General features: G+C 27.1%; 1 protein-coding gene. It reads left to right on the top strand.

The window, feature by feature from the left end; genetic code table 11:
* The first annotated feature begins 7 nt into the window (after window positions 1–7).
* The gene (locus tag U881_RS11825) at window positions 8–172 is read left to right on the top strand and encodes an Mlp family lipoprotein (RefSeq protein WP_084538415.1); all 165 of its coding nucleotides are present in this window, start codon (window positions 8–10) and stop codon (window positions 170–172) included.
* Window positions 173–623: the final 451 nt, after the last annotated feature.

A 623-nucleotide genomic window follows, 5' to 3' on the forward strand; every position in this document is an offset into this window, starting at 1 on the left:
AGAAGCTTTGGAGCATATAAATACTCAACTTGAAAGTTGCAAAAATAATAATGATGGTAAAAATACTTTTAAAACCGTAGTAGAAGGCTACTTTAGCACAATGGATGATAATACATTATCTGGATTTAAGAGCCAAGCAACAAGTACTTGTGGAGGAGGAGCAGGGGGATAAAGATAAAATTACAAACAAATTTCAAAAAGGGATTTAAAAAAGAAGAAGAAATTTGAAGAGAATGCTTATAAAAAAATAAGCAAAAAGAGAGAAAAATAAATAAATTAAAAGGCTATAAAAAGTTAAGGAAGTTGACTTTGTGTTAACCGAAAGTAAAAGGAAAGTTAAGAATGAAAAGATGGACTTTACATGCTCTCATTGCAAAGTTATAAGCTACGAAAATAGGAAATAGGATATTTGCAAAGCAAAAATGTAAGTATTTGTTAAAGCTAGGTTAAAGTATTGTATAAATATTAACCTCAATTACTTAAAAACATACTCTTAGCTAATTACAACCAATCCTCACACCATATTTTACATACAATGATAACCTTCAAAATTTGACTTAAGCTATTAGTATTTGCTAACATATTATTTGACTATTTTATATTTTTTAAAATGATTAGTTAAT

The organism is Borrelia persica No12, from assembly GCF_000500045.1.
In the GTDB taxonomy this organism is placed as follows: Bacteria; Spirochaetota; Spirochaetia; order Borreliales; family Borreliaceae; genus Borrelia; species Borrelia persica.